We start from the raw sequence: 26,375 nt of genomic DNA on the forward strand, positions 1-26,375 counted from the left end.
CGCCCGTCAATGACTACCAGGGTGGATCGATCAGCTGATCGTGGAATCCTCCGGGTCGCACAGCAGCTGCCGTAACTTCTTCGAGACGGTAAATGTCAGCCCGGACAGCTTGCTGAATACCCGACCGGCTTCGTCATGCACCACGATGTCGGTCACCAGCCCGGCCTGTGTCTGCGACAATACAGACAAGGACAGGTAGAACGGCTGACCTGCTGCTGGCGTTGCAAACTGCTCCCACTGCGTGATTTGCGACGGCAGGCCCGCCTTGTCTGTCTGCAATAACAGCCAGGCCATCGGCGGTTGCACACACACGTCACCCAGATAGGGGTTGAAGCTGCAGATCGGGAATTGGCCCTGCTGTGTGGCCGTGACCTCAGGCAATTGCGCCGCCAGGGTCAGGTGTGCGGCATCCACGTTCAAAATGCGCTGCACCCCACGGAAGATCGGGCCGCTGAACAGCAACGCCCCCTGCCGCATATCACCATAAAGCGTCTGCACCTCGACCTGCCCAGCCAGATTGGCTCCGGTGAACACTGGCTGGGCCACTTTTTCATGGCTCATGACCAATGTACCTTGGTAGCGCTGCAGCACGCCTGTCGGCTGGTCGCTGACGATCCGGATGGACAAGGTATGCCGATCATTGCCTTTTTCCGGGCCAGCCAGCGGGCGGATCTCTGCCCGTAATTGCCCTTGCTCCGCCTCATCGAACACCACGCCCTTCAGGACCCGGAAATCGACCAGCTTTTCGAAGTGATAGCCTGGCAACACGTCTTCACCCAGCTGCACCATCCAGCCGATCGCCAGCGTGGCCGGCAGCACGGCGTGGCCATCAACCACATGATCATTCAGGAAGGGGTTGTCCTCAGCCTTGATGATCCGATTGATTTCAGTCAGCTCTGGCAGCTGTTTGATCTTTGGGCTGACTTTATAACTGCCCCCGCCGATCAGCAGCTGTGGCACCGCTGCGTGGCGGAACTCGTTGACGAAATGCCCAACGCCGATGTCAGTTGGAATGATGGCCAGATTGCGTTCTGCATAGGCTTTCTTCAGCACATCATTGACCATGCCGGTATCCCACGGGCCCCAATTGATGGCTCGCACATAGGCTTTCGGGTATTGGGTCTGGAACAGCCAAGCAAACTTGCTCAGCACCTCGTTGGCCATCGCATAGTCGGTCTGCCCCGCGTTGCCGAAGAAGCCAGACACCGACGAAAACACCACCACATGCTTGAGTTTGTCCACCTTGATGGCCGCCAGCAGGGTTTCGAGCCCTTTGACCTTGGTCAGGAACACACTGTCGAAGTCTGCTGCAGTCTTTTTCTCGATCCGCTTGTCGGCCAGATTGCCTGCGCCATGGATCAGCCCGGTCACCGGCCCCAGCTCGCGCTGCACATCGGCCATGGCACGCGCCACATCCTTACCATCAGCGATGTCGCAGGCGATATAACGCGCCTGGCCGCCTGCGGCTTCGATCCTGGTCAGGGTCTGTCTCACCTCAGCCAGTTGCAGCACATCCTTCAACATCCGATCCACCTTCACCGGTGTCGGCTGCTCGCCTTGCTGCTGCAGGTGCTTGATGGCACTGGCTTTGAGTGCGTTGACTTCGCTGATGCCTTCTGCCCAGGCAGGCACTGCGCCATCGATGCGGGTGCGACCCAACAGTGCGAAGCGTGCAGGGTATCGCTTGGCCAGCGCGATGACACACTCCGCCGTGATGCCACGGGCACCACCGGTCACCACAAATACCGATTTATCGTCGATATCGGTCAGTGCGGCCTCGGCATCGATCGACACCGCCTCGAAACCTAATCCGATACGCTCACCCTTGGCTCCACGTCCGATTTCAGCCACATCGGTGCAGGCATCGCTGAGCTCCTCGACAATCATCGATGCTGCCAATGCCTTGTTGGCTTTCGGGTCGAGATCAACCGTGCGGCAGAATGTCTGCTCCCATTCGATATTCAATGACTTGCTCAGACCGGTCACACCAGCGGTTACCAGTGGATAATTCCCACGGCCAGCCGTGCCCAATTCACCATCCACCTGGCTAATGAGGAAGAAGAAAGAACGCCCGATGGTTTGCTCGCTGAATCGTGGCTGCATGGCCTTGGCCAAGTTGAACGCAAACCGCGCCTGATCATAATCGGCAGCCTGAAACGCCGACAGCACCGACTTGCTCACTTGCCCAGCCGCCTGCAGGTGGATCACCCCACCGATGACACCTTCTGTCTCGGTGATCCGGCTCAGCACGGTCTGCAGACTACCTTCGTCGGCTTGTTCCAGGGCATAGTCCACCACGCCCTGAATACCCTTGCGATTGCCCTTGGACGGTTGCCAGGCCAAGGCCAGCCGCACCACTTTCTGTTCTCTGGCGAGCAATTGCTGTGCAAGCTCATCACTCAGGCCCTTTCCATCATCCGTTATCAACCATACCTGCCCTGCAGGCAGGGCCAGGTCACGTTGATCCGGTTTCGGCAAGAGCCGTTTGACCGGCTGGAAGCGTTGTACGGGTTGGGAAACAGTATCGGCATCACTTGCAATCAAGCGCCGAGCCGGGGCAGATGCGTCTTCCCGTGGCTCAGCTAGGGATTTTTTTGCGGCAGATTCCTTATCCCCTGCTTGATCAGCCAGCTTGCGGGTGGTCGTCACCACGCCCAGATTACGGATCGGCGGTGCCGCTTCGATCGGTGTCTCGACGATGGCGGGTAATTCAGCTGCTGCAGCCGGCGTGTTGACCACAGGCGCGGCTTCGGCTGTCTCAACAGTGGCAGCGGCTTCGCTGGATGCGCCTTGGCCTTTGATTTCCGCCAACAGCTCGTCGATGGTGTCCTTGAAGAACACAGCCATTTTGCGGATATTGCTGAATGCATCGATATCGAAGGTTTCCGACTCTTTGGTGCTCTCTGCGTCCTGGAAGTACGGCACATCAGTTGCCAGAATGTCGAACATCGCGCCGAAGATCTCCAGACGCTTGATCGAGTCAATGCCCAGATCAGCTTCCAGATCCATTTCCGCCGTGATCATATCCGCTGGGTAGCCGGTGCGATCACTAACGATTTCGATCAGTTGGCTGATCAGCTCATCTACCGTGATGGCTTCAAAGCGCTTCACCAGCGCCTCGTCTTCCGGGCTGAGCTTGGTGGCCGCAGGAGCGGGCGTAGCGACCGCTACCGGAGCAGCCATGGCCGGCGCTGGTGTCGCAGGCTGCAGTGCTGGCACAACTGGCTTGGGTGCTTGAACAGGTGCGGTCGCCACTGCCGGCTGCATGGCCGGCGCGCTGACGGGTGCCACCACTGGCGCCACCGCCGGGCTGGCTGGCAGGCTGATTGGTGCGCGCTGGCTGGTGGCTACACCGATACGGTTCTGGCGAGCCGCATCGCCCCCCAGCATCGCGTGCTGATTGTCAAAATAGTGCTCGTGGTTGACATGGTAGAGTTCCTGATTCTTGTCCAGCAGCTGGAAGCTCTGGCTCAGACTGGATACAACTTCTGTCAGCTGTGGGCTGCCCTGGAATTTCTCCAGCAACGCACACTGCTTGCCCAGCAATGAATTCAGCAGCTGGATGTATTCGCGCTGATTGATCTGGAACTGTTGATGAACCTGACTTAATACATTTTGAGCCTGGATTTGTGCACCCAGTACGCTCAGCATTTCATTTTCCTGATTACCGCTTTGCATCATGCCTTCTCCATTCAAGGCAGGAACGGCGCGCAGCCAATTCATGCCGGTATCGTCTTCAACCAGGGTTCCAACTAACAATTCGGGTTCCAGCCTTGGGGCTGGCCAATCCACAGGTTCGGCTTCCAGTACCGGAGCAGTCGATGCTGGCGCTGGCGCCGGTGCCAGCGCAGGTGCGCTGGCAGGCAGCCGGGACTGGATGAATGCCTCGACCACCTGTGAATCCTTACGCAACGCCCGCTCGCGCCGCTGACGGGATTTGTCGGACAGGAAAAAACCACCTGTCATGGTATAGGTGCGGGTCTGCTTGGCCACGGGCGGCAGCGGGATTGGCTCGGCCTGCGGGTCGAGATCCTGCAATGCCACCCCCTCTACCAGCAGCTTGGCCAGCGCTCGCTTGAATTGCAGAGAGGCATCACCATTGGCGGCTGGATTCACCGACACAACGCTGTGCGGTTTGCCTTTCAGAATGTCGCCAACCAGCTTGCCCAAAATGCCTTTCGGTCCGATCTCAACAAACAGGTCGCCACCTGCGGCATGAATCTGCTCGATGGTCTGGGTGAAACGCACCGGGCTGATCAATTGCTTCACCAGTGCCTGCTTGATCGCAGCGGGGTTGGAATCGTGTGTTTCGGCAGTGGCCGTCGAATACACCTTGCCCTGCGGCGTCTGGAAGGCGATATCCGCCAGATCGGCCTGGAACGGTACGCAAGCATGTTCGACAAACGGTGTGTGGAAGGCTGCCGCCACTGGTAACATCTGTGCCCGGATCTTGCGCTCATTCAAGAACGCCAAGGCCTGTTGAACGACTGCCGATGCACCACCCAGCACCAATTGTTCGGGTGAGTTGAAATTGGCCACGATCAATGCCGGAAACTGCTGTAACAAGGTTTCAGCCTGTTCCTCACTCATTGCTGCCGCCAGCATCGCGCCCATGTCGCCTTCAGACGATGCCTCGACTGCCGCCCCTCGTGCCAACGACACCCGCACGAAATCCTGGTCGGTCAGCGCCCCGGCAGCCCACAATGCAGCCACCTCACCATAGCTGTGCCCGGCAAAGAAATCTGGCTGTAACCCCATGCCCTGCAACAGTTTGAAATACCCGGCGCTGATGGCTCCGATTGCAGGCTGTGCGCGGCTGGTCCGGGTGATCTGCTGCATCTGCTCGTTTTGTGTGGCCTCACTGAATGCCGGCGGTGGAAACATCACCCCCGACAAGGGAGACAGGCCTTGGCCGTGTGCGACTTGATCCAGCATCTCGATGGTCTGGCGCACAATCGGATAGTCATTGACGACTTCTCGCGCCATGCTGACATATTGCGCTCCCTGCCCTGGGAACAGCGCCACCACCCGCCCCATACTTGCCTTGGCAAAAGGCTTGTAGTAGATACCCAGCGGGTGTTCCCAGTCCTGGTCGGGCTTGTTGCTCAACTGCTTCAAGGCTTCGCCCAACAGCTGGATGGCCTGCGCCAATCCTTCTGCTGCAAATGCCAGGCGTGCGGCACTGGTGGGGACTGCTTGTCCGGTGGAGGACAGCTGATGCTGCCGGAATGCGGTCAAGCCTTCCTTGCCTTGCCATGCAGTCAGCATGGCTTGCCCTTGCACCAACAAAGCGTCGGGTGAGTCTGCCTGCAGGAGCACCACCTCTGGCCGACGATTCAGGCGATAGGTCGCCCGCTGCTCTGGTTGATATTCCTCGAGGATGGCGTGGTAGTTGGTGCCACCGAACCCAAACGCACTCAGCGCGGCACGACGTGGCGCTTGGCTGACCGGGCGGAACCAGGGTTTGCTGTCGGTGTTGACATAGAAAGGGCTGCCTTCCAACGCCAGCTCTTTGCTGGGTTGCTTGACATTGATGGTCGGCGGCAACACCTTGTGATATAGCCCCAAGGCCACTTTCATCATGGAGGCAGCACCTGCCGCGCAACGAGTATGGCCGATCTGCGATTTCACGCTGCCGATGGCGATCGAGCCTTCTGGAATCTGGCAGGCCTCGAATACGGCCCGAAGGCTACGGATCTCGGTATGGTCGCCCGATTGGGTGCCTGTGCCATGGGCCTCGACCAGCTGGATATCGGCAGGTGAGACACCCGCACGCTCATAGGCACGATGCATGGCCTTGACCTGGCCTTCGTGACGGGGGGCGAAAATGCTTTTGGCGCGTCCGTCGCTGGATGCCTGCAAGGATTTGATCACGGCGTAGATCCGATCCCCATCCCGCTCGGCATCAGCCAACCGCTTCAACACCAAAAAGCCCACCCCATCACCCAGCATCATGCCGTCGGATTCAGCATCGAAAGGCCGGGAGATGTTGCTCTTCGACAGGGCCGGGGTCTTACTGAAACAGAGGAAGGAAAAGACTGAGTTTTCCAGGTTGACCCCACCAGTGAGCACCACATCACAGCTGTGGTCTGCCAGCTCGCCCATGGCAGACTTGATGGCGGCCAGGCTGCTGGCGCAGGCAGCGTCAACCATATAGGAGGTACCGCCCAGATCGAAGTAGCTGGCGATCCGGCCACATGCCACGTTCCCCAGAAAGCCTGGAAAACTGTCTTCATTCCATTCCAGATACAGATCATTGGCGCGTGAGATGATCTCATCGGCCACCGGCTCCGACAGGCCGGTGTTGACCAGCACTTTTTTCAGATAAGGGGATTGCTGACGAGAGCCTAACGAAAACGAGGTATTACCGTTTCCAGCACCGCCAAGAATCACACCAATCCGATCCTTGTCTGTCGGTATCGGATTGTCACCGATCAATCGTGCGTCCTGCATGGCCTGCTTGGCCACATACAACGCAAAGATCTGGGCGGTACTGACCGATTCCAGCATCAGGGGCGGCAGCTTGAATTCCACCGGATCGAACTCGATCGGCGGCACAAAACCAGCTTTATGGCCATAGGTCTTGTCCGGTGCGGTCGGGTCTGGATCATAGAAATCCGCCTTGCGCCAATATTCATCACCATTCATCTGATCGACATCGATGATCGAGTCTTTCCGATTGACGATGTTCGTCCAGAAATCATATAACGTCGCCGCATCAGGAAAGTGGCTTGCCATGCCCACAATCGCGATGTCCGACGGACGCCCTGCATTGTTCAACTGCGCCTTGTCCATAGGCTCCTCACCTTGATTACAGCCAGATCGTTTTCACATCATTTACAACAGTCAAATTCCCTCTTCGGGAGCCAGCAATCGGCCTGAGCCGAACCACTACAACCATTCAAATGCGTTACTACTACCTGGCATGGCGGAGCCTCTGGTCTGACAGAGTCGGCCATGCTTGGAATTTCAACGGGAGGGTGGCAGCCCTAGGTGCCATCCAGCCGGTACGCTCCAAACTTGCCTGATCGGGTGGGCGGTGTCATCGCTCCCGAGGCATCTCCTGCTTACCTGCCGCCACATCCTGGCTTGGAGGAAAAGGCGGTATCAGACAAGGGGCTCAAGCGCATCGGCATGGCCAATGCCGCGCCACGCGCGACACCCAGCAAGGCCCCACCGACTGCCGCAGCGGCACCCAGGCAGATTTCCAAGCTCAACACCAGCCAGAATGGCAAGTGTTCGATCACAAATACATTACTGATCACCATGCCACCTGCGGTGAGGGCTCCGGCTGCACCATGCAGCAGCAGGTACATATCGGCCTCCTTGATCTGCTCCGACTCGGGCACCACAATCCAGCCGTGGCGGACATCGGCCATGGCCTGGTTCTTACACACATGGCAAATCCACATACCCACCACATACACTGTCCCACCGAGTGAATAGACCGCATCCTTGAATGGAATACTGCCTGCGCCGCCATAGTGTGGCCCTGAGAAATAGCGGTAGCTGATCAGCCCACAGAGCACAGCGGCCAGCAGGCCCCATGGCAACAAGTAGGCGCCGAACATTCGGTCGTCAGACTCGCTCTCGGTCGCGGGCCGATTGTCCTGATGAGATTGCAAGGCAAAACGCTTCAGATAACCCAGCCCCATCCAACGGACAGTGATCAGGCTGGCCAGTACCAGACTCGACCAAAGCAAGGCCAATATCAGCGCGAGCGTCCCCCAGCTGGCTGGTAAAACGCTGGACAGCCACATCAAGCCACCGATACAGAGCGCTGCCAGCCCCCCGCCCATGGCGACCAGCCCTGACCATAGATCCAGGCTGCCCAGGGGGGAGCCAGATTGCGAGGAGGCGGCAACGGCAGAGGATGACAAGCGGTTACGTTCATCAAACAGTGTTTCGGCAGTCACGATCACCAGCGCGCAAGGTAAATACGCCGCGATAAACAATTGAATGGCCGCCGGCTCCAGGTTTTGCCACACGCGACCTGCCGCAAAATACAGCAGGCCGACAATGATCAGATCCAGCGTGAACCGCATCACGACATTGCTGATGATCCGATTCCATTGCCACGAAACATGGTCTGCCACGACAAATTACCTTTCCTGGCGCTGGCGCCGACCACAGGTCAGCGACAAGGCTTTGATTTTTTCAGAAAAAAACCGACCCTGACCCTGCTTTAAGGTCAACGAGTGTCCGCATGTTTTATCGGGTATGCATCTTGTGGCAGGCTGCCAACTCACAAACGAATTGGCATACTGCATTTGAGGTCGGTGTTGAAACCTATTCTGCCAGTGATTTTTTACAGTTTTACTGATACATACTCAGCTAGTTTTGAATCTGATCAATCTCGAATTGATTTTAATCAGCAAAACATGATTTACCGATGTGAATTCTTCGAGACACTTAAGATCAATCGAATTGGAGCAAAGAATCTATTAGCTTCAGAACAAAAGCAACAACATGATGGAATGCGTAATTCCGAATTTAATCATCTTGCGTGCATGCTGGCGTATTGTTGACTTGCATTAATTTATTGATTTTTATGCGTTTTATTCAAAAACAAAACAGCATGTCAGATGGTGGTCGATTGAAAAGATTTCATCGAAACGCCCCTTGACTCCTTTCATTTTCAATCTGAAAAGTTTCTATATTTGCCAAAGCGATAGGTTGTTTTAAATATACTTCACCTGGAAATTGCAATGACATAAGTGCAACAAAAAAGGAAAATTATGTACATATTCAAGTACGAAAAAGCCAGCCTGACAGCCTTTCCCCTACTGTGTATTGAGGGCATCGCCATATTGAAGTCACCAGCTGTGCACCACATTTCACCACATGTAGCAGCAGAATTTTTCTTGCCACAGCTGCCTCATATTCAAAAATTGTGGTTTTCCGAAATGTTCCTTGTGGAAAACCACAACAATTTTCTTCGTATGCTCATTCGAATGCCAGTAAATGGCGATTCATCCCTTGTGCAACCAAAATTCAATTAAGCAATTGATTTTAAATTAAAAATCAACTGGGCCATTTACTAGACACTCACCCTCAGGAAACCCTAAGCCAATGACGGCAAACTGGCCACCATTCCAATCGGGAGTCCGTCATGTCAGATCAATATCTCCGCGCCCACCCCATTCCAACCCATCTCGCTTGATGAGGTGGCCAATATGGTTTCCGTTGCCCGTGCCGCATTGATCTACGAATGGCGTCGGTTTTTGCCAGCCGTGCTGGCCGTTGCATTCGCCGGACTGCTGGTACAGATCCAACTGAGCTTGCTGCTGGGCATGTTCGGCTCAATCGCGGTGTATATCGACCGTTCTTCTGCCGACCTGTGGGTTGGCTACCCAGGGACGCAAAGTGTCGATCTGGCTCGCCCGATCCCTGGCAAAGTGGAAAACAGCCTGCGTATGCACCCGGATGTCGTCGGTGTGGAGCGGTTCACCTGGACGATGGGCGACTGGCAGCGACCAACCGGGGGTAAGTTGTCCGCCGTGCTGATCGGGATCGATCCCAAGCCGGATGCCATGACTTTCGCCACCCTGCTGACCCCGGCGTTGCGACAGAAGTTGCTGGAACCCGGCAGCGTGCTGGTGGATGAAGCCGATCTGGACAAGTTGGGTGTCAAAGTGGGAGATGACGCGGAGCTGAGTGGCAAGCGGGTGCGCATCGTGGCCACTGTCAATGGAATCCGCGCAATGGGCGGCGCTAACGTTCTGACCTCTCTCAGCACCGCCCGGGGTATTGATCCGTATCTGCGAGGGGACACGACCGATTATTTCCTGATCCGCTTGAAAGATCCGCAACATGCCGAATCGGTACGTGATGCCTTGCAACCTGATGGTAGTTTCAAACCTTTTCAGGTCTGGACGGCGGAGGAGTTTTCCATCCAGTCGCAGCTCTATTGGCTGCTGGAGTCAGGTGCGGGCTCTGGGTTTCTGTTCTCCTCCGCGCTTGGCTTGCTGGTGGGGATTGTCATCACCAGCCAGACCTTGATGGGCGCCATTGTGGCAGCCTTGCGTGAATACGCCACACTCAGGGCCCTGGGCGTATCTACGCGCTCATTGCGCGCGGTGGTGGTGGAGCAGTCGTTCTGGGTAGGGTTGGTCGGCCTTCTCATCACAGCGGGGATCGGTGTGCTGCTGGTGATGCTGGCGCAGTCCGCCCATATTGCGTTGTCAACACCGATCTGGGCGGCGATCTTCACCGGTATTCTGGTGCTGGGCATTGCGCTCATGTCCGGGCTGGCGGCGTTACGTGCGCTCAATCAAGCCGAGCCTTTCACTTTATTGCGATAAGGAAATCACAATGTCTGCCACGCCCACCCTCATTGGCGAGCAGCTGGTCAAGTCGTTCAGCAGCGGCAAAACCCGCCAGACTGTGCTGAATGGCATTTCGCTGTCGATCCTGCCTGGCGAGCTGACCCTGATCATCGGCCCATCCGGCTCAGGTAAAAGCACGCTGCTTTCTGTGCTATCCGGGCTGCTGTTGCCGGACTCCGGCACGGTGCATGCCATGGGGATGGAGCTGAGCCGCCTGTCGGCAGAAGCACTGGATCGTTTCCGTCTGGAATATTGCGGTTTTGTATTCCAGGGGTTCAATCTATTCACCTCATTGACTGCACTGGAGAATGTGCTGCTGCCGCTCAATTACGGCCCGAAAATCGACAAGGCGGTTGCAGTCAGACGCGCCACTGCAGCCCTGGAGCTGGTGGGGCTGGGGAACCGGATCAAGCTCAGGCCCATGGAATTGTCTGGTGGTGAAAAACAACGGGTGGCCATTGCTCGTGCCCTGGTCAAAGAGCCCAAGCTGCTGTTCGCAGATGAACCCACCAGCGCATTGGACAGCCACAATGGCCAGATCGTGATCGATATTCTCCACCACATTGCCCAGGAACACGGCACGACGGTACTGGGGGTGTCGCATGACAATCGACTGATCAAACATGCGGATCGGGTGATCACTTTGGAAGATGGGGCGGTAGTGAAAGATCAACGTGCCCGCAACATGTTGGAGGCAGCATGAATCGCTTGCGACCTATCGTCTACAGCCTGTGTGCCATGGGTGCAATTGCGCTGGCTGTAGAACTGACTGGCTGTGCCGAATCCCAGGCTGGCAAACAGCCCACCACGACCGCCACGGCGTCCCCTTGGGCGGCTATTGCCAAAGGCCGCATCAGCATCGAGGGTGGTGTGATCAACATTGCCGCTCCACGGCCAGGCATTGTCCAGGCGGTGCTGGTGGAGGAAGGCACAGAGGTCAAGGCTGGCGCGGTGTTGGCTCGTATCGATGATCGTGAGTCCCAGCTCGCTTTGAGGATCAAAGAGCAGGAACGCGACGAAGCGCGCGCCACCCTGGCCCTGTTGACCCTGCGGCAGCAGATTGCCCAGCGCGAGTGGAAACGTATCGCCAGCTTGCCGGATGACGAGGTGGTGTCCAATCAGGATCGTGACAACGCCAAAGACCAGCTGACGCTGGCCAATGCTGAGGTCACCAGGCAGCAGGCCACCGTTGCCGCCGCTGAAGCCCAAGTGTCGGCAGGTCGGTTGGAGGTGGAGCAACACGTCGTCAAGGCACCGCTGGATGGCCGCATCATCCGGCGTCAGGCCAAACCGGGTGATGGTGCTTCGACCTTGAATGTCACGCCGCTGTTCATGTTTGCGCCACATGGCCCTCGCATCGTCCGTGCCGATCTGGAAGAGCGCTTTGTCAGGTCGGTGGCCTCTGGGCAATCTGCCGAGGTGGTGTTGGAGGCGGATGAGAGCAAGGTCTACAAAGCCAAGGTGCTGCGGTTGGGCGAGGTTTTCGGCAGCCGACCAGAAAATGATGACCCGACCGAGAAACAGGACGTGCGGGTGATCGAGTGTGTGCTGTCGCTGGATGCACCCGAGTTGAAAATCGGCCAACGGGTGGTGGTCAAGATCGCGCATCCGACCACATCGGGGCGATCATGAAACACTGGGCGCCCATTGCTCTTTGCGGCATGGTGTTGGGTTGTAACCAGATGACCCCACCGCAACCGCTGCCCACGTTGCCGGATCAATTCCTTCAGCCGGTGCAAGGCACCATGCCCGATGCCAACCCCTGGCGCATGCTTGGTGACCCGGCCCTCAGCCAATGGATCGAGCAGGTGCAATCCAGCAATACCGAGCTACAAGCCGGGCTGGCGCGACTGGACGCCGCCAAGGCCGAGCTGGCCGGTATCTCGGCGGCACAATATCCCACCCTCGATTGGGAGCACAGTGTCGAGCGCCGCAAACAGTCGAAATACGACCTGGGTGAAACCATCGAAGACCCCAAGAACCCCAACAATCGCCATGCATCACAACTGGTTTTCGGGTACGAACTGGATCTGCGTGGCAAGATCCGTGCTGCAATACGCGCCGGGGAGGCCGAGCAACGTGCCAACCGATTCGATCTGCAGGCGCTGCGCCTGAGCCTGGCCCGACAGACCGCCGATCTATGGCTGATGCGTGCGGAGCTGTCGTCAATGGCACGTAACATCGCCACACAACGCGCCTTGCTGGCCGAACGTCAGCAAGTGCTGCAGCGCAAACGTCAGGTGGGTTTGCTGGCTGCAGACCCATTACGCGACGAGGCTCGCCAGCTGGACGAGCTGGACTTGCAAGCGCTACACATAGAGCAGCAACGTCTGCGCGCCGAGCGCAGCCTGTGCCAATTGGCCGCCCAATCACACGCCGGTTGCAAGCTGCCCGTCGGTCGGGCCATGGCAGACATGGCTATCCCCAGCATCGGTACCAGCGTACCCGCCGCATTGCTACAACGCCGCCCGGACCTTGCTGCTGCCCAGGCACGTTATGACGCAGCCCGGGCCCGCATCGACGAGGCCGAGGCTGCCCGCTGGCCCGCACTGACCCTTGCCGGTGTGTTGGGTGTCAGCGCCGGCAATTGGGCTGGCCTGCGGCGGGATAATGCCAAAAACTGGTCGCTGATGCCCCAGATTGCCGCACCTTTGTTTGATGCGGGACGCCGCCGCGCGGAGGTCGATCAGGCCAGATCGCTGGCGGGCGCGAGCTACGCACAATGGCACGGCGCCATCATCAACGCAGTCAATGAGGTGGAGGATGCAGCCCAGACCATGACCTGGGCCACCGACACTGTTCACCGTCGCCAGTCACTCTGGCAATTGGCCGATAAGCAATGGAAAGCAGCGCAGACCAGCCGTCGTGCAGGGCTCAATGACGGCTTGCAAGTCCGGCAGGCCCAGCTCGCCTTGCTCACAGCGGAACAGGCGCAATTGACGGCCCGCCGTGAGCAATTGCAAGCCAGCGTCGCCCTGATTGCCGCGCTGGGTGGTGGCTGGGTGGCCGAGCCCGTCGATCAGGCCACATCTACGACATCAGACCTTGCTACCAGGGTTTCCAGCCGATGACTCAAATGACCATGAGCCCTGTTCGCCCAGAACTGGCGTTGTATTGCCTGCCTCCACTTCCCTCGCCACTATCGCTGGTGGTGCGCCGATACAAGATCGACACCGGCGCATTGCAGCAATTGACCGAGCCGGATCAACCCCTGCCCGCACAATTGGATCGGGCCGTGTTGAAGCGACAGATCGAGTTCGCTGCAGGCCGCTGGTGTGCGCTACGGGCATTGCGTCAACGTGGTTATGGTGGCCCGGCCAGCATTCCCATCGGGCGGGATCGCGCACCCTGCTGGCCAATGGGCTATGTTGGCTCCATCAGCCACAGCAAAGGGTTGGCGGTCGCCATCGCTGGGGAGCGGCAGCACTTCATGGGAGTGGGAATCGACATCGAGCGCCCGGTGGCCATGGATACCTTGCGCTTGATCGCCCACCAGATTGCCACCCAGGCCGAGCTGGCCATCGGGCTGCAAAAAGGCTTGGCCTATGAGACATGGGCAACCCTGGTCTTCTCGGCCAAGGAAAGTCTGTTCAAGGCTCTGTACCCCACTGTCGGGCACTATTTTGATTTTCTGGAGGCCAGTGTCTCTCTCCTTGACACCCGCTCCGGGCACATCTACCTGAAACTGTTGCAGACGCTATCCAGCCATCACATTGTCGGCCATGCCTATCGGGTCGATTACGCCATCGGTAATGAATACTTGGTCACGCGGTGTGTGATTGACCGGCTGATCTAGGCTTGGCTGGCATGGCCACTATCCTGCACTGGATCGACAATGAAGATCTCCCCTTCATTCAAAAGGCAGTCGGATATCCACACCCAACCCACGTCCGCCCAGCCCATCAGTCAGCAACAGTGTACCGCCATGCAGCTCCACCACCCGCTTGACGATGGCCAGTCCCAGCCCACTACCGGTCGCGGGTGAATCTGGCAACCTCACAAAACGTTTCAATACGTTCTCTCGCCACGCAGCCGGGATGCCGGGCCCGTCGTCCGCAATCATCAATCGCCAACAGGCGAATCCAGCTTCCACCTCGACCTGTATGCTGGCACCGTCCGGGCAATAGCGGATGGCATTGTCCAGTAGATTGTCCAGCAGGCTCTCCAGCGCATGTACATCCCCCTGGCATGAGGCGGCCTGCACCCCCTCGTAACCCAGCTCCATCTCATGAGCCAAGGCATGCGGTACATGGCGGGCCACAGCGGCCCTGGCCAGTTTGGCCAGATCGACCGGCTCGCGTTTCAAACCTGCTGACTCCGCATCCAGCCTGGACAGGGTGAGCAGTTTACCTACCAGGGTGGCGCTGCGCTCGATGCTGGACTCCAGCTGTTGTACCAGCGCCTGCCGCCGTGATGGGTCATGAGTCTGCGCCAGCAGGTGGACCTGTGCACCAAGTGCCGCCAGAGGCGTGCGTAATTCATGCGCCGCATCAGCGAAAAAGCGCTGCTCTCCCGCCCGGAAGGTGGCAAGACGGGACAGCAGATCGTTGACAGATTGAAAGACCGGCTTCAGTTCGCGGTACTCGGCTTCGGAGTAGATCAGGGGCGCGGTGGTCTGCGGGTCGCGCTCGGTAATGGCCCTGGCGAGGTTACGCAACGGCTGTAGCGCACGCCCAAAGCCGATCTTCAGCATCAACATGATCACTGGCAATGCCAGCATCAACGGTAGCAGAAAGAAGATCAGGATTTCTGTCAAAGCGCGCTGGACAAAGCTTCGCGCCACGGCAACCTGCACCGTGATGTGCTGGTCATCACTCAGCACCCTGACGGTACGCCAGCGCTCGACATTCATCGCATCCGCACCAGGCGCGGGTTCCGCCAGATCGGGCCAGTTAGCGGTCTCGGACACCACTTCTCCCTCCACCTTGCGCACCCGATACGCGAACTCCTGCTCCTTCAATGGTGAATCGGTATAGGCCCGGCTGAATTGCCGGATCTGTTGGTCCACGACATGCGAGCGCTCAGGCTCTTTGAAATCAACACTATAGAGGGTGGCAAGCGTATCAGCCAGGCTGCGCAGATCGCGGTCGAAATAGCCAGAGCCCACCCGGGTCACTTCCCAATAGAACCAAGCCAGCAGTAGCGACCAGATCAACAGGATGGCGGACAGGCTGGTCCACAACAAGCGGCGGAACAGTGAACGGCGGGCCGCAGCGGGCGTCAACATGGCCGCACGCTCAGGCCCTGGGCATCAGGTAGCCTACACCGCGCACGGTCTTGACCCATTCGCTACCGAGTTTGCGGCGCAGGTTGTGGACATGGACTTCCAGCGCGTTGTCCGACTCGCAATGCAGGTAATCGACGAGATACTCGCGATTGACCACCTTGCCAGCTTTCCGAACCAGCTCGAACAACAGGGAGAACTCTGAAGGTGACAGATTGATGGCCTGATCGGCCAGAGATACATCGTGAGTATCGGTATTGATGGCAAGCGGCCCGATCTGCCAAAGGGTGGATACGAACCCTGCACTGCGCCGGGTGACGGCTTGTAGCCGCACCAACAGCTCGGGGATGGCAAAAGGTTTGACGAGGAAATCATCTGCGCCATCCCGCAGCCCCGCCAGCCGGGTTTCCAGCCCATCGCGTGCTGTCAACACAATGATCGGCAGCGTCTTGCCCTGTTGCCGTAATCCTTGCAACAGCTCCCCACCCTCACCATCCGGCAGCCCCAGATCCAGCAGCAATGCATCTGGCGGGGTCGTTGACAGGAAAGTTCTCGCTTCCTTGAGGCGCCTCACCCAGACTACGCGCCAGCCGGCCTGCTGCAGCGCCTGGCTGAGTGCTTCGCCCAAGGCCAGATCATCTTCCACCAACAGTACATTCATCTGACTGCACCTTTTGATTCCGTCGATAACGTGTCACATGCAAGAGCCGCTATCGTAGCCGGTTGCCGGGCAATTGAACATTGAATTCACCTGGCCGATGCACAGAAAACCACGCTACGCAGGGGTGAGCGACAGTAGGGGCTGGCAAATCAAATCTTTAGGGAGTGAGCGGGCCAACAGGGCATCTCGCAGCCAAGTCGGATCAGCGTGTCTTGATGCCCTCACGCCAAGCATACACCGCCGCTTGCGTGCGATCTGACAGCTCCAATTTCTCAAGGATATGACTCACATGGTTTTTGACGGTCTTCTCGCTCAGACCCAGCTGGCTGGCAATCAGGGCATTGCTCAGGCCATCCGCGATCAGTTGCAGCACTTCGGTTTCGCGCTCGGTCAGCGTCGGGCCGTGGGGCTCGGTCGATTGCCTCATTGCCCTTATGACGGCACCGGCGATCTTCGGATGCAACGCCGCTTCTCCTCTCGCCGTGCTTTCAATGGCCCGGACCAGCTCGTCAGGCGAGGCTCGTTTCAGCCAATAGGACAATGCCCCCGCCTGCATGGCTTCCAGCAAGTATTCTTCACCCTCGTGGCTGGTCAGCAACATGACTTTCGATTGCGGGCTGGCGCGGCGGATCTCACGTGTGGCCTGGACGCCATTGCACCCTGGCAGTAACAGATCCATCAGCACCACATCAGGCCGGGTGGTCGCGGCGAGCGAAATCGCCCGTTCGGCATGATCGACCGCCCCGACCAGACGAAAAGTGCCCTGCGCATCCAGAACTGCGGCAATGCCATAGCGTACTACTGCATGGTCATCGCAGATCAGCACGGATATCATCACTCGACTCCTCTTCCATGGCAGTCATTTGGCAACGCAAGATGATCTGTGTACCTGCTGGGTCGCTGTGAATGATCAACTTTCCTGCTGGCAGGGCCGCTGCACGTTCCTGCATATGTTGCAAACCCAGGCCATTGGCGATGCTCGCGGGGTCAAAGCCACAGCCATCATCTTCTATCTGTAGCTCCAATCCCGCCCGATCGACATGGGTTCGTATCCAGACCTGTTGAGCAAAAGCATGACGGCTGACATTGGCCAATGCTTCATTGACGATCCGGGCGAGATGGTGGGTGATCTCCGCTGGCAGAAAGCGGTCACCCACCATGATCAGCTGAATATCCAAATGCGCACGCCAAGGGCGTGCCACCTCCTCCAGGGCGCTCTTCAGCCGTTGGTGGCCGACTGGGACGGTACGGATACGATCCAGCAGACGGGACAGATCGAGCTGCACCGCTTCATTCAGCTGCTGTGCATCAGACAATAGCGCCTTGGTGCGGGCCCCGTCATGGGTGACCCAACGCGAGGCGGCGTGCAGCTGCAGGCCCGTTGCGAACACGGCTTGCTTGATATTGTCATGCAGCTCTCTCGCCAGGCGTTGTCGCTCTTCCAAAGCAGCCAAGTGCTGGCGGGTATCGACATGCGCAGCCAATTGGCTGGCCATCCGATCCAGTGAACGCGCATGTTGCCCCAGTTCATCTTGCGACTGATCACGCAACTGAACGCTGAAATCGCCGTTGGCCCAGGCTTCGGTGACATGAGCAATATGGCGTAGCCGTCGGCGCAACCAATAGGTGATCAACCCACCCAGTACAATGCCCGGCAGTGACACGATGACCGCCAGGAACCATAGCGCACTGCTGGCATCCAACACACTACTCTGGATGTTCTTCCAGAACTGGAACGCTGCCTGATGACGGATCAGCAAGGTGCCATCCGGCTCGATGGGCAAAGCGAGCCAGCGCTCACCCGGAGAGCGGACGATCAGTTGCTCCTGACTGGGCAACCAGCTCGATGGTAAGCTCAACCGCCCTATCGCAGCCTGCGCAACCCGTTGGCCATCCGCCCGGTAGATGCCGACACTGACCGCAGGATCGGATGAATATTTGATCCCCGACATGCCATTCGGGCCATCAACATTCATCAGGTGGCAGGCGATATTGCGAGCCATCTTTTCCAACAAGGTCGTATCGTGCAAGCGGCCATCCAGAATCTGACGCTCCCCCTGGATCAGCATCTTCAAATGAGCGGGCGCGACGATTGCATGGAACACCTTGGCGTCAACCACAGGCCCGATCAGGAATACCGCCAGCAGGCTGCCGAGCAGCGTGATCGGAATGTAACTCAACGCCATTTTCCACCATAAAGACCGCCACAATTGCACTGCTCTCTCCTAGGTACCGATATGATCAAATCTGACCGCGACTGAGCCTCGAGACCCATCTGCGCACTACCGCAAGCCTCAAGCACATTCAATCAGGCCAGCTTAATATCAGCCGTTCCTAATGCAAATCATGAAGAGGCCAACATGAATGTTTTGGATCAGCTTAATCAATTGAATCTACATCTGGAGAATCTGATTCTGATTCTTCTCCCGCTTGAATTGTTCCGCCGTTGGCGAAAGGGCCAGTTGAATCGGCCTTGCGTTCAGGAAATGTTGGCCTCGGTAAGTCCGTTGATCCCCACACTGTTATTGGATGGTGCATATACCGCATACATGACCTTGGCTTTCATGGCCTGCTACCAGCTGGCCCCTATCCACATTCCTACCACGCTGTTCACTGTCATTCCAGCTTTCCTATTGGTGGATCTTCTATCCTACATCGAGCATCGGTTTGCCCATGAAGTCCGCCTGTACTGGGCAATGGCACATTCAGTTCATCATAGCTCGCCGCAATATGATCAAACCATTGGGCTCAGGATTTCATTTGTGGATGGATTCACCGCACCTATTTTCTATTTGCCAGCCTTCTTAATTGGCTTCGATCCACTTCTAATAGTCAGCCTGATCACCTTTGTATTGGTTTATCAGCAATGGATCCATACCGAGACGGTTGGACGGCTGCCCTGGCTCGACCCGTGGTTGAATACGCCCAGCAATCATCGCGTGCATCATGGTGTGCAGACGCAATATCTCGACAAGAATTTTGGCGCAGTGCTGATCATCTGGGATCGATTGTTCGGCACTTATGAACGGGAAGAGGAAACGGTCATCTACGGATTGACCCATCCCATTCAGTCCGTCAACCCCTGGGTCGTTCACACGTTTGAGGCAAGCCGGTTGTGGCAAGACATTCAGCAAGCGACCCGCTGGCAGGATCGCATCCAATACCTGTTCCGTCATCCAGGCTGGCAGCCCGCCCCAGCTATCGATCCCCAGCTGGGCAGACAACCTGCCAACTGACCGGCATCGGGCAGCGGCCAGTGAAGAAAGTGGCACGGTTACCATGTTGCCTTCTTCATTGGCTTTCTCTTGATCACCATCAACACCGCCCCTGTCAGGATTGCCAATAATGGAGCCTGATATATTCAGGTATCCAAACTCATGTGCCATACACGCCGGGTCAAGCATTCGACCCTTCCTCACCCTGCGGGCACCCCATCGTTCCGAGTTCTCCTGGTCGGGGCGCTATGGCTGGCGTCACTGTCGGCTGGCGCAGTGGAAACACTTGAGAATGCATGGGAAATCGGGCTAAGACATGATCGTCCTGTTCAGATGGCGACGCAACAACATGCGGCATCGCAGGAATTCGAAGCTGCCGCGGAAAGTGCCCGTTGGCCGGGATTGCAGATCAGCGCCAGCTACACCCGGCTGAGCGAGGCGCCCGAGGCCAGCGCGAGCCTTCCGCAACTGCCTTTGCCCTTGCCCTTACCCAGCAGCCTTTCCCTGCCATTGAGCAAAGACCGGTTTCAGAACCGCCACGCAACATTGACCTTGCCGCTCTACACCAGTGGGCGGATCAGCCATGCCATTGAGGCTGCGCGCGCCAGTGTCGAGGTGGCCGCCGCTGATTTGCGGCGAACCCGCCAAGACAGCAAGCTGGCAATCGCCAAGGCTTATCTGAATGTCTTACGGGCGCAACAGCTGGCCCTGGTGGCCAACCAGCACTTGAGCAGTCTGCTGACTCACCAACATGATGTACAAGCCTTTTTCGCACAAGGGCTGGTAGCTAAGGCAGACACTCTTGCCGTCACCGTTGCGGTAGCGGATGCCCAGCAAAGGCAGATTCAGGCCAGTAACGCCGTGGACTTGGCCAGCGCCGCCTACAACCGTCAGCTGCAACGGCCATTGGCTACGCCAGTGACCTTGGCAGAGACACAATTTCAGCCCGAGCACACTGAATTGGCCCAGCTACAACATTTGGCGCAACAGCAACGGGCCGAGTTGGATCAACTCAAATCGGGCAGCACAGCCATGACCGCGCAGGCCAGAGCCGTCCGGAGCGCTGATGGCCCGCAGCTGGCCCTGATCGGCGGCTACCATCATCTCGACAACCCCTATCTGAAGCAAGATACCTTCCGGTCGCTGAGCCTGGGCCTGAGCTGGGACATTTTCGATGGCGGGGTCAATCGCCACCAGGCCGCAGCCCTGCAGGCCCGTGCTTCCGCCCTGCAGCTGCAACGTGATGAAGTACAGTCTTTCATCGAATTACAGGTGCGAGAGGCTTGGCAAAGACAGCAGGAAGCACTGCAGCGCAAACAGGTGGCGCAGGCAACCCTGGCCTATGCCGAAGAGAACCTGAAAGTCGCCAAAGATCGCTATGCCAACAGCCTGGCGCCACAAAGCGAGGTGTTGGATGCCGAAACTCGGCGGGCGGGCGCGCTAGGCAATCTGCACAACGCACATTACGACGAACAACAAGCCATCCTGCAATTACGGCATGCCGTCGGAAATTTGTAGATGCTGTCAGAATGGAACATCCATGAAACTACAAGCACATATCCTGATCCCCACTGCTCTGGCCATCGGCCTGGCCGGCTTTCTGGTCTGGCATCAGCTGGCTGACCGCCAGGGCCTGCCGGAAGGATTGATCCAGACCAATGGCAGATTGGAAGGCGAGCACATCGCCGTGGCGGGCAAAACGCCGGGACGCATCGTCAGACTGCTGGTCAAGGAAGGTGACTCGGTGAATGCTGGGCAAGCCATGGCCCAGCTTGACGACACCCAGCTGAAAGCCAAGTCGGAACAAGTAGCCCAGACGGTGGCCACCCTCACTGCCCAATTACATGCTGCGCAGACCGTGCTGGGCGTGGCCAAGCAGGAAGTTCCCCTGAACATCACTGCTAACGATGCGCAGCTGCAGCGCGCCCGGGCGCAGCTTGGCAAGGCGCAGGCTGCCGAAGCCCAGGCCCAGCGCGACGCCAGCCGCATGAGGGCTTTGCTGGAGCGTGGCTCGGTGGATCGCCACAAAACCGAGCTGGCCGAGTTGGCAGCAACTGCTGCCCAGGCCGATACGGCAGCAGCCCGCACCGGGGTGATCCAGGCAGAACAAGCATTGCAGCAGGCGCGGCTGGGCGATGCGCGTATTGCCGCCAAGCAGGCTGAGCTAAATGCGCTCGCCGCCCAGCTGGAACAAGCGCGGGCAGCCCAACGCGAAATCGACAGTGTGCTGGCGGACTTGACCTTGAAAGCCCCGGCTCAGGGCGTGGTGATGAGCCGTATTCGCGATCTGGGTGAAATGGTGGCGCCTGGCTCACCGGTATTCGATATCGTGGATCTGGATCAGCTCTATCTGAAGGTCTATGTGCCGGAAAACCAGATCGGCAAGATCAAGCTCGGCTTGCCCGCACAGATCTATACCGATGCCTTTCCCGACACAGCCTATCCGGCCACGCTCCGCTATATCGCCAGCCGGGCCGAATTCACCCCGAAGGAAGTGCAGACCCCGGATGAACGGGTCAAATTGGTCTATGCCGTCAAGCTTCACCTGAATCAAAACCCAAAGCACCAATTGACCCCAGGGCTGCCTGCTGATGCGGTGATCCGCTGGGATGAACAGATCGCATGGCAGCGTCCGAAGTGGTAGCGCCAGTCATTCACGCACAGGGCTTTACCAAACGCTATCGCCAGCATATCGCGGTCAGTGGGTTGGATCTCACCGTGCAACCAGGCGAGATCTTCGGGCTGATCGGCCCGGATGGCGCGGGTAAATCCAGCTTCATGAAGGCTGTTGCGGGCGTGCTGGGTTATGACGCGGGTGAGCTGACCGTGTTTGGCACGCGTCTCGACAGTGAAACCGCCGCCGAACGGATCAAGGACAGAATCGGACTGATGCCGCAGGGCCTGGGGCAAAATCTTTATGCCGAGCTGTCAATCGAAGAGAACATCGATTTCTTTGCCAAATTGCGCCTGGTGCCCGATGACATCCTGGCGGAACGGAAGGCACGGCTATTGAAGATGACGCGGCTGGAAGCCTTTCGACATCGGGCGATGAAAAACCTGTCGGGTGGCATGAAACAGAAGCTCGGCTTGGTCTGCACCTTGATTCATGAGCCACGGCTGATCATTCTGGATGAACCGACCACTGGCGTTGATCCGGTGTCGCGGCGTGATTTCTGGGCCATCCTGGGCGAGCTGCTACAAGCGCAGGGCATGACCGCACTGGTGTCCACAGCGTATATGGATGAAGCGGCACGCTTTCACCGCATGGCCTTGTTGTATGAGGGCAAAGTGCTGGCGCAGGGCACGCCGGAGGATATTCTGGATCTGGCGCCCGGCAGTATCGTCACGGTCACGGCCCAGCCCCAGTTTGACGCGTGGCAAGCGCTACGCGGGCCGCATCCGCAAATCGAAGCACAAGGCCCACAGCTGCGGCTGTTCACCGAGGGCTTGCGCACGGCGGATGCCGCCGCCCAGGTGCGCGACCACCTGCAAGGTGTGCAGATTCTGCAATTGGATGCCACCGAACCCGAGCTGGAGGACGTATTCGTAGCGCTGCTGCGGCAACGGGGCTTGAGCGAACAGCGCACACAGGACTTCGTCTCCCCGGTAGGTGACCGCAGCCCGCAGACCACGGCAGCGATCGAGGCGCAGCAGCTGACGCGGGTATTCGGTGAATTCACCGCTTGCGACCAGGTCAGTTTCCGTGTGCCGCCAGGTGAGATTTTCGGGCTGCTGGGTGCCAACGGCGCGGGCAAGACCACGGTCATCAAGATGTTGACCGGCATCTTGCCCCCCTCGGCAGGCAAAGGGCAGGTGGCCGGGGCCGACATGCGCACCGCTGGGCGTCAGATCAAAGAGCGCATTGGCTATATGTCGCAGGCGTTTTCCTTGTATATGGATCTGACAGTGCTGGAAAACATTGCCCTCTATGCGGGCATCTATGGTCTGGACAGGCGACAGACTGCGACCCGTAGCGGGTGGATCATCGACATGGCTGGCCTGCGCGGCCATGAGCGCGATCTGGCAGCCACCCTGCCGATGGGCTTGCGACAACGACTGGCGCTGGGTTGTGCATTGGTGCACCAGCCGCAGGTCTTGTTTCTGGACGAGCCAACCTCGGGTGTTGACCCGATCGGTCGTCGCCAGTTCTGGGACATCCTGTTTCACCTGTCGCGCGTGGAACAGGTGGCGATTCTCATCACCACGCACTATATGAGCGAGGCCGAACACTGTGATCATCTGGCGCTGATGTTTGCCGGCAGGGTGGTGGCCGACGCAACTCCGGCTGCCTTGAAACAGGCCCTGCGAGATAAGGTCGGCACCTTGTTGGAGGCCACCGTCAGCCAGCCACAGGCGGCGCTCGGGCTGCTGCAGGCGCAGGGCTTTGTGGATGCTTCGCTGTATGGCAAGAAAATCCACCTGTTCAGCCCCACGCCAGATGCTGCCATTGCGCAGATCCGACCGATCTGGCAGGCAGCGGGCATCCACTGCGAGCGCATCGACAGCCGCCCGATCAGCATGGAGGATGTGTTCGTGCAGCGCGTCACCGAGCTGGAGCGCATGCGATGAATCGACAACGCATCTGGGCCGTGGCCTATAAAGAGTGGCGGGAGATTGTTCGCGACCGACTGTTTTTCACCTTGGCTTTTGTCGTCCCCGCCTTGCTGATGCTGCTGTTCGGTTACGGCCTGTCACTGGATGTGGAGGACATTCCATTGGCTATCGTCGATTACGACCACAGCGTGGAAAGCCGCGACTATGCTTACCGATTCATTGATTCACGCTACTTCGCCTTTCAAGGCTATGTGAACAATGAGCAAGCCCTGGGTGCAATGCTGGCCAGCAGCCACATCCGTGCTGCCATCATCATTCCGCCCCAGTTTGGGCAGCGCTTGCAGGCTGGGCAAGCCAGTACGGTACAGACACTGGTCGATGGCACCTTCCCCTTCCGCGCCATGACTGCCAAGGGGTATGTGACCGCATTGAATGCTGCGGCCAATCAGGACACGCTGGCCAGGCTGCTGGCGCAGGCCAAGGGGGTATCGCTCACCCAGGCTCGCCAGATGATACAGCCCGTCAAGCTGGAAGTCCGCTATCTGTATAACCAGAGCGTGAAGAGCATCTGGTCGCTTGCCCCCAAGCTGCTGATGGTGATCCTGATGATTTCCCCCCCCTTCCTGACGGCACTGGGTGTCGTGCGCGAGAAGGAGTCCGGCTCGATCTTCAACATCTATAGCGCCACGGTCAGCCGGGGTGAGTTCCTGGCTGGCAAACTGGCGCCTTATGTCGTGATCAGCAGCTTGAACATCCTAATCCTATGGCTACTGGCAGTGGGTTTGTTTGATGCGCCATTCAAAGGGAGCTGGCTGTTCTTCATGCTCGCCAGCTTGATCTATGTGATCTGCACCACGGGCATTGGGCTGCTGGTCTCTGTGGCCGTGCGGACCCAGGTCGCCGCCATGATCGTCACCGCCATCGTCACCGTCATCCCAGCAGTGCTGTACTCCGGCGTGCTGATCCCGATTCCGTCGCTCGGCCCAACCGCGCAGCTGATCGCGCACCTGCTGCCCGCCATGTACTACACCAACATCGTGGTCGGCTGTTTTCTGAAAGGGGTGGGATTCAGCGCCCTATGGCCTGACATGCTGGTGCTGGCTGGCTATGCCACCACTTTGTTCAGTATTGGTTATCTGATGTTCCATAAACGGCCCAACACATGACATCGCACGATATTTTGATCTGGTCACGGCGCATGCTGGTCATGACCCGCAAGGAATTCCTGCAACTGTTGCGCGACGGCGTATTGTTGATATTCATCGCCTATGCTTTCACAGCGGATATCTACCTGGCGGCCTCCGGCGTGTCCTTGCAGCTCAATCAGGCGGCCACCCGTGTTTTGGATCAAGACCGGTCGGGCGCTTCACGCGAGCTGCTGGGACGCTTCCAGGCACCCTACTTCCGCATCGATGGCGCACTGGCCAGTAGCCGAGAGGGCCAGCAGCTATTGGATGAAGGGCGTGCCATGCTGACGCTGGACATCCCCCCGCAATTCGAACACGACCTGCAGCGAGGGCAGCCCACCGCCATCCAAATGCAGATCGATGCCACCAACAGCGTGCTGGGTTTCCTTGCCAGCAGCTACGCGGCGCAGATCGTGGGCGGATTCGGACTGGAGGCCGGGTTGCACCAAGCCGGGCTGAGCGGCGGCAGACTGACCGATCTGCCTGTCATCGAGAACCGTAGCCGGGTCTGGTACAACCCCAATCAGAACGATGCCTGGTTCATGGGCATCACCGAGTTGTTGACTGTGATCACCGTATTCGCGGTTTTACTGCCTGCTGCGGCCATGGTGCGGGAAAAGGAAAGAGGTACGGTGGAGCAGCTGTTGGTTTCGCCACTCTCCCCTTTTCAGATCATGTTTCCCAAAGTCATCTCGATGACCGTCGTGATCCTGTTGGGCAGCGGCCTTAGCCTGTTTGCCGTGCTGATGCCGGCGTTCGACCTGCCGGCGCGTGGCAGTCTGGTGGCTTTTTTCGGGCTGACTGCTTTATATGTCTTTACCACCGCAGGCTTGGGGCTGTTTGCCGCCACGTTGGCGCGCAACCTGGCCCAGGTTGGCATGTTGACCATTCTGATCCTGGCACCGATGCTCTTCCTGTCCGGGGCCTGGACCCCGCCGGAAGCCATGCCGGTCTGGCTGCGTGACATGATGTATGTCTCACCCCTGCACTACTACATTGATATTGCCTTTGGTCTGTTGCTGAAGGGTCAGTCTTTGCGCGCTTTGCTGCCCACGATCGGTGGCATGCTCCTGCTCGGCGCAGTGGTCTTTGGCTTCGGGCTGTATCGTTTCCGCAGGCAGTTTGGTTGAGTCGGCCTGCGCCGCACTGGCTAACCATAATAATGGGTCGATTCAGGTACACTATGGGCTGATCCTCTTTCCTGGC

The 26,375-nt window shown here is 58.3% G+C and carries 17 protein-coding genes; 11 read left to right on the forward strand and 6 right to left on the reverse strand.

The genetic code is table 11. The annotated features are described in order from the left end of the window. Positions 1-30: 30 nt before the first annotated feature. Both HNQ59_RS00105 and HNQ59_RS00110 read right to left on the reverse strand, forming a co-directional pair. On the reverse strand, positions 31-6,795 hold the full coding sequence (locus HNQ59_RS00105) for a type I polyketide synthase (RefSeq protein ID WP_184033482.1): 6,765 nt from the start codon (positions 6,793-6,795) through the stop codon (positions 31-33). A gap of 272 nt (positions 6,796-7,067) precedes the next feature. Then, complete coding sequence (locus tag HNQ59_RS00110; RefSeq protein WP_184033485.1) at positions 7,068-8,096, reverse strand: hypothetical protein; 1,029 nt, start codon at positions 8,094-8,096, stop codon at positions 7,068-7,070. Positions 8,097-9,176: 1,080 nt separating this feature from the next. Between HNQ59_RS00110 and HNQ59_RS00115 the strand changes: the two genes are divergently transcribed. From HNQ59_RS00115 to HNQ59_RS00135, 5 genes are read left to right on the forward strand one after another with little or no spacing between them, the layout of a single operon-like run. Beyond that, complete coding sequence (locus HNQ59_RS00115) at positions 9,177-10,304, forward strand: ABC transporter permease (protein ID WP_184033488.1); 1,128 nt, start codon at positions 9,177-9,179, stop codon at positions 10,302-10,304. 10 nt (positions 10,305-10,314) lie between these two features. Next, positions 10,315-11,031 (forward strand): ABC transporter ATP-binding protein, encoded by a 717-nt coding sequence (locus HNQ59_RS00120; RefSeq protein WP_184033491.1) that lies wholly within the window; start codon positions 10,315-10,317, stop codon positions 11,029-11,031. Beyond that, the gene (locus tag HNQ59_RS00125; protein ID WP_184033494.1) at positions 11,028-11,960 is read left to right on the forward strand and encodes an HlyD family secretion protein; all 933 of its coding nucleotides are present in this window, start codon (positions 11,028-11,030) and stop codon (positions 11,958-11,960) included. The genes HNQ59_RS00120 and HNQ59_RS00125 overlap by 4 nt, the downstream gene beginning before the upstream one ends. Further along, a complete protein-coding gene (locus HNQ59_RS00130) occupies positions 11,957-13,399 on the forward strand; it encodes an efflux transporter outer membrane subunit (protein WP_184033497.1) in 1,443 nt (480 codons plus the stop codon). The genes HNQ59_RS00125 and HNQ59_RS00130 overlap by 4 nt, the downstream gene beginning before the upstream one ends. An 11-nt stretch (positions 13,400-13,410) precedes the next feature. Then, positions 13,411-14,124 (forward strand): 4'-phosphopantetheinyl transferase family protein, encoded by a 714-nt coding sequence (locus HNQ59_RS00135; protein ID WP_184033500.1) that lies wholly within the window; start codon positions 13,411-13,413, stop codon positions 14,122-14,124. A 54-nt stretch (positions 14,125-14,178) separates the two neighbouring features. On the opposite strand, the gene HNQ59_RS00140 is transcribed toward HNQ59_RS00135, so the two are convergent. From HNQ59_RS00140 to HNQ59_RS00155, 4 genes are all read right to left on the reverse strand, one after another. Beyond that, on the reverse strand, positions 14,179-15,555 hold the full coding sequence (locus tag HNQ59_RS00140; protein WP_184033503.1) for an ATP-binding protein: 1,377 nt from the start codon (positions 15,553-15,555) through the stop codon (positions 14,179-14,181). A gap of 10 nt (positions 15,556-15,565) precedes the next feature. Continuing rightward, complete coding sequence (locus HNQ59_RS00145) at positions 15,566-16,213, reverse strand: response regulator (protein WP_184033506.1); 648 nt, start codon at positions 16,211-16,213, stop codon at positions 15,566-15,568. A 202-nt stretch (positions 16,214-16,415) separates the two neighbouring features. After that, entirely contained in the window at positions 16,416-17,048 is a 633-nt protein-coding gene (locus HNQ59_RS00150; RefSeq protein ID WP_184033509.1) for a response regulator, read from the reverse strand. Next, entirely contained in the window at positions 17,023-18,393 is a 1,371-nt protein-coding gene (locus HNQ59_RS00155) for a sensor histidine kinase (protein WP_184033511.1), read from the reverse strand. The genes HNQ59_RS00150 and HNQ59_RS00155 overlap by 26 nt, the downstream gene beginning before the upstream one ends. 180 nt (positions 18,394-18,573) lie before the next feature. Between HNQ59_RS00155 and HNQ59_RS00160 the strand changes: the two genes are divergently transcribed. From HNQ59_RS00160 to HNQ59_RS00185, 6 genes are all read left to right on the forward strand, one after another. Beyond that, positions 18,574-19,449 carry a sterol desaturase family protein gene (locus tag HNQ59_RS00160; protein WP_184033514.1) on the forward strand — a complete coding sequence of 292 codons (876 nt, stop codon included), beginning with the start codon at positions 18,574-18,576 and terminating at the stop codon, positions 19,447-19,449. 141 nt (positions 19,450-19,590) lie between these two features. Further along, the gene (locus tag HNQ59_RS00165) at positions 19,591-20,946 is read left to right on the forward strand and encodes a TolC family protein (RefSeq protein WP_184033517.1); all 1,356 of its coding nucleotides are present in this window, start codon (positions 19,591-19,593) and stop codon (positions 20,944-20,946) included. A 22-nt stretch (positions 20,947-20,968) separates the two neighbouring features. Beyond that, complete coding sequence (locus HNQ59_RS00170; RefSeq protein WP_184033521.1) at positions 20,969-22,072, forward strand: HlyD family secretion protein; 1,104 nt, start codon at positions 20,969-20,971, stop codon at positions 22,070-22,072. Further along, complete coding sequence (locus tag HNQ59_RS00175) at positions 22,051-23,997, forward strand: ATP-binding cassette domain-containing protein (RefSeq protein ID WP_184033524.1); 1,947 nt, start codon at positions 22,051-22,053, stop codon at positions 23,995-23,997. The genes HNQ59_RS00170 and HNQ59_RS00175 overlap by 22 nt, the downstream gene beginning before the upstream one ends. Further along, positions 23,994-25,148 carry an ABC transporter permease gene (locus HNQ59_RS00180; protein ID WP_184033527.1) on the forward strand — a complete coding sequence of 385 codons (1,155 nt, stop codon included), beginning with the start codon at positions 23,994-23,996 and terminating at the stop codon, positions 25,146-25,148. The genes HNQ59_RS00175 and HNQ59_RS00180 overlap by 4 nt, the downstream gene beginning before the upstream one ends. Next, a complete protein-coding gene (locus HNQ59_RS00185) occupies positions 25,145-26,299 on the forward strand; it encodes an ABC transporter permease (RefSeq protein ID WP_184033530.1) in 1,155 nt (384 codons plus the stop codon). The genes HNQ59_RS00180 and HNQ59_RS00185 overlap by 4 nt, the downstream gene beginning before the upstream one ends. Positions 26,300-26,375: the final 76 nt, after the last annotated feature.

The organism is Chitinivorax tropicus, from assembly GCF_014202905.1.
GTDB lineage: Bacteria > Pseudomonadota > Gammaproteobacteria > Burkholderiales > SCOH01 > Chitinivorax > Chitinivorax tropicus.

What these genes read in the sequence shown, in the direction of transcription:
- HNQ59_RS00125 (WP_184033494.1), top strand. Translation starts at nt 11,028, where the DNA reads ATGAATCGCTTGCGACCTATCGTCTACAGCCTGTGTGCCATGGGTGCA.
- HNQ59_RS00160 (WP_184033514.1), top strand. Translation starts at nt 18,574, where the DNA reads ATGAATGTTTTGGATCAGCTTAATCAATTGAATCTACATCTGGAGAAT.
- HNQ59_RS00150 (WP_184033509.1), bottom strand. Translation starts at nt 17,048, where the DNA reads ATGATATCCGTGCTGATCTGCGATGACCATGCAGTAGTACGCTATGGC.
- HNQ59_RS00130 (WP_184033497.1), top strand. Translation starts at nt 11,957, where the DNA reads ATGAAACACTGGGCGCCCATTGCTCTTTGCGGCATGGTGTTGGGTTGT.
- HNQ59_RS00140 (WP_184033503.1), bottom strand. Translation starts at nt 15,555, where the DNA reads ATGTTGACGCCCGCTGCGGCCCGCCGTTCACTGTTCCGCCGCTTGTTG.
- HNQ59_RS00135 (WP_184033500.1), top strand. Translation starts at nt 13,411, where the DNA reads ATGAGCCCTGTTCGCCCAGAACTGGCGTTGTATTGCCTGCCTCCACTT.
- HNQ59_RS00105 (WP_184033482.1), bottom strand. Translation starts at nt 6,795, where the DNA reads ATGGACAAGGCGCAGTTGAACAATGCAGGGCGTCCGTCGGACATCGCG.
- HNQ59_RS00115 (WP_184033488.1), top strand. Translation starts at nt 9,177, where the DNA reads ATGGTTTCCGTTGCCCGTGCCGCATTGATCTACGAATGGCGTCGGTTT.
- HNQ59_RS00170 (WP_184033521.1), top strand. Translation starts at nt 20,969, where the DNA reads ATGAAACTACAAGCACATATCCTGATCCCCACTGCTCTGGCCATCGGC.
- HNQ59_RS00180 (WP_184033527.1), top strand. Translation starts at nt 23,994, where the DNA reads ATGAATCGACAACGCATCTGGGCCGTGGCCTATAAAGAGTGGCGGGAG.
- HNQ59_RS00165 (WP_184033517.1), top strand. Translation starts at nt 19,591, where the DNA reads ATGTGCCATACACGCCGGGTCAAGCATTCGACCCTTCCTCACCCTGCG.
- HNQ59_RS00120 (WP_184033491.1), top strand. Translation starts at nt 10,315, where the DNA reads ATGTCTGCCACGCCCACCCTCATTGGCGAGCAGCTGGTCAAGTCGTTC.
- HNQ59_RS00145 (WP_184033506.1), bottom strand. Translation starts at nt 16,213, where the DNA reads ATGAATGTACTGTTGGTGGAAGATGATCTGGCCTTGGGCGAAGCACTC.
- HNQ59_RS00175 (WP_184033524.1), top strand. Translation starts at nt 22,051, where the DNA reads ATGGCAGCGTCCGAAGTGGTAGCGCCAGTCATTCACGCACAGGGCTTT.
- HNQ59_RS00185 (WP_184033530.1), top strand. Translation starts at nt 25,145, where the DNA reads ATGACATCGCACGATATTTTGATCTGGTCACGGCGCATGCTGGTCATG.